General features: G+C 64.1%; 9 protein-coding genes. 5 read left to right on the top strand and 4 right to left on the bottom strand.

The window, feature by feature from the left end:
• A partial coding sequence (locus ABSG20_RS23075) for an AMP-binding enzyme (protein ID WP_423866827.1) occupies positions 1-195 on the top strand: 195 nt, incomplete at its 5' end.
• Between the two features lie 237 nt (positions 196-432).
• Here the strand turns inward: ABSG20_RS23075 and ABSG20_RS23070 are convergent.
• Positions 433-1,713, bottom strand: a complete 1,281-nt coding sequence (locus ABSG20_RS23070; RefSeq protein WP_423866826.1) for an acyl-CoA dehydrogenase family protein — start codon at positions 1,711-1,713, stop codon at positions 433-435.
• Positions 1,714-1,953: 240 nt separating this feature from the next.
• Between ABSG20_RS23070 and ABSG20_RS23065 the strand changes: the two genes are divergently transcribed.
• Positions 1,954-2,733, top strand: coding sequence for an enoyl-CoA hydratase-related protein (locus ABSG20_RS23065; protein WP_423866825.1), 780 nt, complete (start codon positions 1,954-1,956; stop codon positions 2,731-2,733).
• A 166-nt stretch (positions 2,734-2,899) separates the two neighbouring features.
• Here ABSG20_RS23065 and ABSG20_RS23060 read toward each other — a convergent pair whose 3' ends face one another.
• Genes ABSG20_RS23060 through ABSG20_RS23050 form a run of 3 tightly spaced genes read right to left on the bottom strand, consistent with a single transcriptional unit; the run spans position 2,900 to position 5,061 of the window.
• Positions 2,900-3,280: a DUF6285 domain-containing protein gene (locus tag ABSG20_RS23060; protein ID WP_423866824.1), complete on the bottom strand. Its 381-nt coding sequence runs from the start codon at positions 3,278-3,280 to the stop codon at positions 2,900-2,902.
• Between the two features lie 6 nt (positions 3,281-3,286).
• The gene (locus tag ABSG20_RS23055; protein ID WP_423866823.1) at positions 3,287-4,270 is read right to left on the bottom strand and encodes a phosphotransferase family protein; all 984 of its coding nucleotides are present in this window, start codon (positions 4,268-4,270) and stop codon (positions 3,287-3,289) included.
• Complete coding sequence (locus ABSG20_RS23050; protein ID WP_423866822.1) at positions 4,267-5,061, bottom strand: enoyl-CoA hydratase/isomerase; 795 nt, start codon at positions 5,059-5,061, stop codon at positions 4,267-4,269. Before ABSG20_RS23050 ends, ABSG20_RS23055 begins: the two co-directional genes overlap by 4 nt.
• Positions 5,062-5,233: 172 nt before the next feature.
• Here ABSG20_RS23050 and ABSG20_RS23045 point away from each other — a divergent pair, with 172 nt between their 5' ends.
• The 3 genes from ABSG20_RS23045 (at position 5,234) to ABSG20_RS23035 (ending at position 8,469) form a co-directional block, all read left to right on the top strand.
• Positions 5,234-6,025, top strand: coding sequence for an SDR family NAD(P)-dependent oxidoreductase (locus tag ABSG20_RS23045; protein ID WP_423866821.1), 792 nt, complete (start codon positions 5,234-5,236; stop codon positions 6,023-6,025).
• 382 nt (positions 6,026-6,407) lie between these two features.
• Positions 6,408-7,265 (top strand): LysM peptidoglycan-binding domain-containing protein, encoded by an 858-nt coding sequence (locus ABSG20_RS23040; RefSeq protein WP_423866820.1) that lies wholly within the window; start codon positions 6,408-6,410, stop codon positions 7,263-7,265.
• 82 nt (positions 7,266-7,347) lie between these two features.
• Complete coding sequence (locus ABSG20_RS23035; RefSeq protein ID WP_423866819.1) at positions 7,348-8,469, top strand: aminotransferase class V-fold PLP-dependent enzyme; 1,122 nt, start codon at positions 7,348-7,350, stop codon at positions 8,467-8,469.
• Positions 8,470-8,672: the final 203 nt, after the last annotated feature.

Here is an 8,672-nt window from a genome sequence, read left to right as displayed (position 1 = left end):
ATCGTGGTGATGAAGCCGGGCAAGCAGGCGACCGCCTCCGACATCATCAACTTCACCCGGCAGCGCATCGCCGGCTTCAAGACGCCGAAATCGGTGGAGTTCCTCACCGCGCTGCCGCGCAATGCCTCCGGCAAGATCTTACGACGCCACCTGCGCGATCCCTATTGGGCCGGCAAGGCGCGGCAGGTCAATTGAGCGCAAAGCGTGAGGGTAACGGATCAAGGCGTTGATCCCCTCCCCCGATCACGGTTCAAGCGACGTTGGTCCATGGTGGGGCGGCACTGGAGGGCGACATCATGTCTATCCGTGTAGGGGCGGCCCTCGTGGCCGCCCTGCCGCGAGAAATTCCGCTGCGCGATGCCTCGCGAGGGCGACCACAAGGGTCGCCCCTACGCAATTGACAGCGTTGACTCACCACGACGCCGCGCGCCCTCAATGTTTCGTCGCGCCCGCCCCCATGTAGCCGAACAGGAATCCCGCCACTTTCCGCTTCTGGATTTCCTCGCTGCCTTCGGTGATGCGATAGCGGCGATGGTGGCGGTAGATGTGCTCGAACGGCTTGTGGCGCGAATAACCCATGCCGCCATGCACCTGCATGGCCTGGTCGGCGGCCTCGCAGCACAGCCGGTTCGCCCAGTAGTTGCACATCGAGACCTTGTCGGACAGCGTATGCTCGACCTCAGCCTGGGTGAGTTTGTCCATTTCCCAGGCGGTCTTGCGGATCAACAGCCGCAGCATCTCCGCCTGCGTCGCCAGTTCGACCAGCGGCCACTGGATGGCCTGGTTTTCGGCCAGCGCCCTACCGAAGGGTTTTCGTTCGCGCGCGTAGTTGACGCTCTCCTGAATGCAATAGACCGCCGCGCCCAGCGAACTCGCCGCTTGGCGGATACGGTTCTCGTGCACGAAGCATTGCGCCAGCGACAGGCCGCGGCCGATCTCGCCGAACAGGGCATCATCCGAAACGAACACGTCGGTGAAGCTGACCCGCGGGTGATCCGTCGGCATGTTGAAGGTCCACATATATTCCTCGACCTTGACGCCCTCGGCCTGAGCCGGCACCAGGAAGCAGGTGATGCCGCGGGCGTCGCCATCGTTGCCGGAAGTTCGGGCAAACAGCGCGCAGTGGGTCGCGGCGTGCATGCCGGTGGTCCACATCTTCTCGCCATTGATGAGCCAGCCGGAAACCCCATCGCGCGTGGTCGGCTCCGCACGGGTTTCCATATGGGTGGCGTCGGAGCCGTGCTCGGGCTCGGTCAAGCCAAAGGTGATACGGTATTTTCCTGATATCGAGCCTTCGATCATCGCCTTCTGGTCATCGCTGCCGTAGCGGTCGAGCATGGTGACGAGCGGCAGGTTGCCGACGATCGAATGCTCGTTCTGCAGATCATTGTGCAGGCCCAATCCCTTGGCGGCAAAATGCTCGCGGATCACGGCCATCCAGAGATTGGAGCCATCCTTGCCGCCATAGCGTTTCGGGATCGCAAAGCGCAGATGGCCGGCGCTGTCGGCGAGATCCTTCACCCGGCGGAGAAGCGCCTCCCATTCCTGCCGAGGCAGGCCGCCATTGTCGAAATCGGTCCGCGCCCATTCGCGGCGGTGATCGAAGAAACGGACGTTGTCGTCGGCGTCCTCGATCGGCTTGATCTCGTGGGCAATGAACTGATCAAGCTCGGCGAGATAGGCGACCAGATCGGCCGGCAGAGCGAAATCCACGGCTTCTCTCCCAGGTGTCTTTTTCTTCGTGGCCGGCCCATTGCTGGCCCTGTGAACCGTCGTATGATCTAACATGCGGCCTCCGCACCAATAACACAATGGCGCGGCAATTAGCCGAACAAGGCCAGATTGAGTCAAGCAATGGGGCCAAGCTGGGCAGACAATTGTCCGTAACGTGTCCGAATGGCATCAGCGGACCAAGAGCAACAGTGCGCAAGCAAAATTCCACCGGAGGCCAACATGGACTTGCAATTTTCTGTCGTCACGCGGAAGGGCCCGGTCACGATCGTGACGCTGTCGCGCCCCGAGGTTTATAATGCACTGCACACCGATGCCCATTTCGAACTCAACAAGGTGTTTGACAACTTCGCCGCCGACCCTGAGCAATGGGTCGCGATCGTCACCGGCAAAGGCGACAAGGCGTTCTGCGCCGGCAACGATCTGAAATGGCAGGCGGCGGGCGGAAAACGCGGCTGGGACAAAGGCGGATTTGCCGGGCTGACCTCGCGCTTTGACTGCGACAAGCCGATCATTGCCGCCGTCAACGGCGTCGCCATGGGCGGCGGCTTTGAGATTGCGCTGGCCTGCGACCTCATCATTGCCTCCGAGAACGCGATGTTCGCGCTGCCCGAGCCGCGCGTCGGCCTGGCCGCGCTGGCCGGCGGTTTGCACCGGCTGCCACGGCAGATCGGGCTGAAGCGCGCCATGGGCATGATCCTGACCGCCCGTCATGTCTCGGCCAAAGAAGGTTTCGAACTCGGTTTTGTCAACGAAGTGGTGCCGCAGGGCGAGGCGCTCGCCGCAGCCGAGCGCTGGGCCGAGACCATCTGCAAGAACTCGCCGATGTCGATCCGCGCCTCCAAGCAGGCGATCCAGAGGGGGCTTGCGGTCTCCCTGGAGCAGGCGCTCGCCGAGCAGCGCGACTATCCGGCGGTGAAGGCCATGGCCGCGTCGCAGGATTTTGTCGAGGGACCGAAAGCGTTTTCCGAAAAGCGCCCGCCGAAATGGCTGGGAAAGTAGGCCAGCTTGGCCATCGCGATCACCGCTCCCTTCCCGTCATTGCGAGCCATTGGGCCGCGCGGATGCGCGGCCCAACGATGCGAAGCAATCCATGGCGGCCCCGTAACAAGAGGCCAGATGGATTGCTTCGTCGCAAGGGCGCCTCGCAATGACGCGGAGAGCATCCCTATCGCTCGGTCTGCTCCAGCTCCCGCCGGTACGACGCATAATTCGGCTGATCGACCGCGAGCTTGTCCATCGTGGTTTGCCACAGATGGTCGGCGAGTCCTGGCGTCTGCAGGTCGACCTCGCCTTTTGCGATTCCGTCGGCAAGCCGGCGATTGAGTTCGCCCAGTGGGCCCTGTTTGCCCAATAATCGCGACAGCCGCTCGGCTTCGGCGGCATCGCTGCGGGCCGCCAGCCTGAGCTGGCGCGTCACCAGATCGAGCGCGTTGATGGCGACCCTCAGCCTGAAGGCGTCATGCCCGGTCACCACAGGCGCGATATCGCCGCGCAGGAAATCGGCAACCGCTGTTATCAGTTCTTCCGGCGTCGGCTCATCCTGCATGTTTTATCATTCCCTTGACGCAAGCAATCGCAGCAGATCGATTTCGGTTTCCGAGGCGCGACGGCCGATCATGGCGCGCTCGACGGAATGCTCAGGGCCAACGCGAAAGCGCGCCATCATGCCGCAGCACATCACGCCCCAGCGCAGCGTGCCCATGACTTCCCAGAACATCACCCGGTCAACATCGACCCGGCCTCCGGCGCCCTCATAGCCTGCGAACAATTCCTCACGCGATCCAAATCCGCCGACCGGCTTGTCGATCTCGCCAAAACGCCAGGAATTGACGCAGACCCAGCCGAGGTCCTCCATCGGATCGCCGGTGTGCGCGAGCTCCCAGTCCAGCACTGCACGCACGCCATCGGCACCGATGATGAGATTGCCGTGGCGGAAATCACCATGCACCAGCGTCAGCTGTCCGGACGGACCGGGGTCGCGGTCGCGCAGCCAGCGCAGCGCCAGTTCGAACACCGGCCGCGGCCAGTCAAAACCGCGATAATCGCGCTCCAGCTCGGCAATTTCCTTCGCCGGTGTCATCAGGCGAAGCTCCGGCAGTTGCGAAAGCGCCAGGCCGTGGATCGCTGCGAGAATCTCTCCGATCTGGCGCGCCAGTTTCGGACGCGCGGCGGCAAACTGCGCATCGCGCAGGATCTTGCGCGGGATGGTTTCGCCCTCGACCCGCGCCATGACAAAACCGGTACCGAGGTCGTCCTGCGGCTCGAGCACATGCAGCACAAGCGGCGACGGGACGCCGGCGGCATAAGCGCGCTGCATCAGGGCCGCCTCGGCGTTGAGCCCGGCCGCCCGCTCCGGCGCCGCGCCATAACCCGTCGGCGCGCGCCGCAGGATCGCACCAACAGGGCCATCGGGATGGAGGATATCGAACGACCAGGTTTCCTGGCTGGCGCCGCCGGAGAGCCTGACGGCACCGGTCACGCCGGTCGCGCCCGGGCACCACGAGGCGATGCAGCGCCCGAGCTTTTCCTCCATCATTTGCCCTTGAATTTCGCTGGGCGCTTTTCGAGGAACGCGGTCACGCCCTCCTTGAAATCTTCCGCCGCGCCCGCGATCCCCTGCGATTCGAATTCGAGGTTGAGCTGCTCCTCGAACGAATTGCCAAAACTGTCCCAGTATAATTTGCGGATCAGCGCCAGTGCGATGGTCGGTCCGTTCGCCAGCTCACGTGCGAGTTTCATGGTTTCCTCCATCAGCGCCGCATCGTCATAGACCCGGTTGACGAGGCCCCATTCCAGCGCCTTTTCGGCCGGCAGTCTTTCGCCCATCAGCGATAGTTCCACCGAGCGCGCCTTGCCGATCAGCCGCGGCAATAGCCAGGTCGACCCGCAGTCCGGCACCAGGCCGATGCGGCGGAAGGCCTGCAGGAAATAGGCGGAGCGCGCGCACAGGATCATGTCGCCCATCAATGCAAAACTCATCCCGGCGCCGGCGGCGGCGCCGTTGACCGAGGTGACGAGCGGACAATGCAAATTCCTGATCCGGCGCAGCAAGGGATGGTAGCCGGTCTCGAGCACGGCACCGGCATTGGTCCGGGCTCCCGGCTTCACTTCGTTGCGGCCTTGCAGGTTGGCGCCGGCACAAAAGGCGCGGCCGGCGCCGGTCAAGACCAGGCAGCGCACTTCGCTCCGCTTATCCTCGATCGCATCGAGCGCTTCCCTCAAACCGGCCAACATGTCCATGGAGACCGCGTTCATGACCTCGGGATGATCGAGCTTCAGGACGGCCACCGGGCCGTCGAATTCGAGCGTCACATGTTTGAACTGCATCTGTTTCCTCATCTGTGGGGGCCCGCGTTATTGCTGCCGCGGTGCGAGGGGGGTTCGATCTCAAGCCCATATTTGATTTTTAAGCCGGGCTTGTCCATGGTTGGGTTTGGAGCATCTGCCCGTCATCGGACGCACGGCCCAACGCGCGCCGACCCGCAATGGAAAAAGCCCCATGGCAACGCATCAGCATATTTTCGACCTCAGCGGCCGCGTCGCCGTCATCACCGGCGGCAATGGCGGCATCGGCCTCGGCATCGCGCAGGCGCTCGCGGCCGCCGGCTGCGACGTCTCGATCTGGGGCCGTAACGCCGACAAGAACAGAAGCGCCGCCGCGACCATGGCGGCGTGCGCCTGCAAGGTCGATACCCACGTCTGCGATGTCAGCGATGCCACTTCGGTCAAATCGGCGATGGCCGCCACGCTGGATACCTTCGGCCGGGTCGATGGCTGCTTTGCCAATGCCGGCATCGGCGGCGGCGGGCGGCACGCCTTCATCGACCGCACCGAAGAACAATGGCGCAGCATGTTCGCGACCAATCTGGACGGCGTCTTCCATGTGTTCCAGGCGGCGGCGCGCCACATGACCGAACGCGCCGCGTCGGGCGATCCCTTCGGCCGCCTGGTCGCGACCTCGAGCCTGGCCTCGCTGTTCGGCACCGCGCGCAACGAACACTATGCCGCGACCAAGGCCGCGATCAACGCGCTGGTCCGCGCGCTCGCGGTCGAGCTGGCGCGGCAGGGCGTCACCGCCAACGCCATCCTGCCGGGCTGGATCAAGAGCGACATGACCGCAGGCATCATGGCCAACGAAAAGTTCGTGAACGCCGTGATGCCAAGGATCCCGATGCGGCGGTTCGGCGATCCCTCTGATTTCGGCGGCATCGCGGTCTATCTGATGAGCCAGGCATCATCCTACCACACCGCCGACTGCTTTGTGATCGACGGCGGCTACACCGCGTTTTGAAGTAGCGCGCAGGGTTGGCCAAGGCGTGACCTTCGCGCCGTGCCGATCTCTTGGTTGAGATCGCAGACACGCCATCGGCCCGCGCGGAGCCCGTCATCGGGCGCGCATTCGCGCGGCCCGCTGATTCTCTCCACCTTACGAATTTCTATGCGGCATTTTGACGACCGACCTGGAGCGCGCAAAGGCGCGCTGGTGCCGTTCCACAAAGAGTTGCCATCCAAAACTGCCCCCCACGCACCGAGGCGTCCAGTGGCTGCGCTGGGTGCAGCGGTCAGCACGACTAAACGATGGAATTTACCGTTGACGCACTTGATGACCGGAAAAAATCAGCGCAGGGTCGACAGCTGAGGGCTGACAGCCATCAATGGGACAGGGGCTTATTATGACCGCTACATCGATAGGCCGAATACTTGTGCCGGCACTCGCGCTTATTGCAGCTTGCGGTGCGGCCGTTGGCTTCGGCATCACGCACCTACGGCGCGAGCCGCCGCCTGAAACAAGCGCCGCGATCACCGCGCCAGCGGTTTCGCCTCCTGCATTGGCCGCGCGCGACTCGGCCCCGCTTGCAACGGCAAAAACTGAAGCAAACGCCCTGGCAGCAGAACTTGCCGTATCGCCACCCTCGCCGGTCACCGATGGGTCCGCGCCCGCCTTCGATATTGCCCGCATCGAGCCAACTGGCGACGCGGTCATCGCCGGCAGGGCTGCGCCGGGCGCGATGGTCGAACTGCTGCGCGACGGCGAGCGCCATGATCAAGCGGTCGCCGATCAATCCGGACAATTCGTAATGGTTCCGCCCCGACTTCCCGCCGGGAACTACGAGCTGACGTTGAGGGCCAGATTGCCGGACGGAACGCTGGCAACATCCAAGCACGGCGTGGTGGTCGCGCTGAACGATGTGCAATCCACCGGCGCGCTCCTATCGCGCGCTGAAGGGCCGTCCAATGTTCAGGAGACAGCGGTGGCCAGCCGGTTGCGGCAGGAGGTTGCTGTTTCACAGCCGCGGCATGCGACTGCCGCCATCGATCTGCCAAATGGCGGCTCGTCATCGGCCGCGGTCGAGTCCAGGATTGCGACCCGAGTCGTATCGCGGGGCGACAGCCTGTGGCACATCAGCCGTGTCACCTATGGCGATGGCACGCGATACGCGGTCGTTTACAATGCGAACCGAGGCCGGATCCGAGATCCAAATCGTATTTATCCCGGCCAGATCTTTGTCCTTCCCATGAAGGCGCGCTGAAACGTGGCAATCGCCGCTGCTGGACCATGGCTCGCCCGAGAGATCGTCCGAAATGCTTCCCTCGCAGCGCGCCTTATTCCAAATGCCGCGCGATGTCTGCTACCTGAATGCGGCCTCCTATAGCCCGCTGCCGCTGCGAACCCTGGAAGCCGGACGCGCCGCGGTTTTGCGCAAGGGCACGCCCTGGACATTTGACGCAGCGTTCGCCAATCGCCAGCACGAACGCGCCCGCGCCGCGGCGGCTCGCCTCGTCAATGCCGACGCGTGCGATATCGCGCTGATCCCCTCGGTCGGTTACGGTGTCGCCACGGCGGCGAAGGGGCTCCCGATCGAGCGCGGCTCGCGCGTCCTCGTGCTGGAAGACGATCATTCCTCGCCGGTGCTCGAATGGCACGCGCGCGCCGAGGCCCAGGCGTTTGCCGTCGAAACAATTCGCCGGCCTGGCGACGGCGACTGGACATCTGCCGTTCTTGCTTGCATCGAGCGATCAGGTGCTCCGCCGGTCAGCCTCGCCTCGATCTCTTCCGTGCACTGGTCGGATGGCGGGCTGATCGACGCCGAACAAGTCGGCGCCGCGCTGCGGCAGCGCGGTGCCAGCTTCCTGATCGACGCCACCCAAGGCGCGGGTGTCGTGCCGACGGACGTGCGGCGCCTCGACCCGGATTTTGTCATCTTCCCGACCTATAAATGGCTGCTCGGGCCCTACGGCCGCGCCTTTCTCTATATCGCCAGGCGCCATCAGGGCGGCATCCCGCTCGAGCAGACCGCGTACGGCCGCCGTGACGTGCGCGCCGAGAATGCGGTCTATTTTACGGATACGCGCTACCTTGCCGATGCGCGGCGCTTCGACATGGGCGAGCGCGACCATTTCATTTCGATGGAGATGGCCTCGATCGGCATGGAAATGATGGCCGAATGGGGCACGGCGCAAGTTGCGCAACGTCTATCGATGCTGACGACGCGGATTGCGGCGGGGTTTCGCGAGGTCGGCGTCAGTGTGCCGGAGCCTCGCATGCGGGCACCGCATATCCTGAGCCTCAGTTTCAAGGATGGGATGCCGGCGGGCCTGGTCGAGGGCCTCGCAACCGAGGGCATCTACGTGGCGGCGCGTCTTCGCCACCTGCGCATCTCGCCGCACGTCTATAACGACGAGGAAGATGCCGACCGCCTTGTCGCGGCTCTGGCGGGCCGGCTGCGGCGCTGATGGGCCTGCCCGCGTTGCCAGTAACGAATGATGCGTTGCAGTCGTCAGACTTCCAATTTATGGAGATCTGCGTTGCGGCTCTCCAGCGCGTGCCGTAACAAGCGACGGCGGCCCGGCGCCAGAGGCACATCACAACCTCCCGGCCGCGAGCGCGTTCGCCATCAGTTTCCGGACGCCATATCTCGCCGAGGCCCAGATCATGC

The organism is Bradyrhizobium sp. (assembly GCF_049512235.1).
GTDB lineage: Bacteria > Pseudomonadota > Alphaproteobacteria > Rhizobiales > Xanthobacteraceae > Bradyrhizobium.
The sequence above is the reverse complement of the archived record's forward strand: the minus strand, read 5'-3'. Positions and strand labels throughout refer to the sequence as shown.

Excerpts from the sequence above, each read along its gene's own strand:
- ABSG20_RS23065 (WP_423866825.1), top strand. The coding sequence starts at position 1,954 with ATGGACTTGCAATTTTCTGTCGTCACGCGGAAGGGCCCGGTCACGATC.
- ABSG20_RS23060 (WP_423866824.1), bottom strand. The coding sequence starts at position 3,280 with ATGCAGGATGAGCCGACGCCGGAAGAACTGATAACAGCGGTTGCCGAT.
- ABSG20_RS23055 (WP_423866823.1), bottom strand. The coding sequence starts at position 4,270 with ATGATGGAGGAAAAGCTCGGGCGCTGCATCGCCTCGTGGTGCCCGGGC.
- ABSG20_RS23050 (WP_423866822.1), bottom strand. The coding sequence starts at position 5,061 with ATGCAGTTCAAACATGTGACGCTCGAATTCGACGGCCCGGTGGCCGTC.
- ABSG20_RS23045 (WP_423866821.1), top strand. The coding sequence starts at position 5,234 with ATGGCAACGCATCAGCATATTTTCGACCTCAGCGGCCGCGTCGCCGTC.
- ABSG20_RS23040 (WP_423866820.1), top strand. The coding sequence starts at position 6,408 with ATGACCGCTACATCGATAGGCCGAATACTTGTGCCGGCACTCGCGCTT.
- ABSG20_RS23035 (WP_423866819.1), top strand. The coding sequence starts at position 7,348 with ATGCCGCGCGATGTCTGCTACCTGAATGCGGCCTCCTATAGCCCGCTG.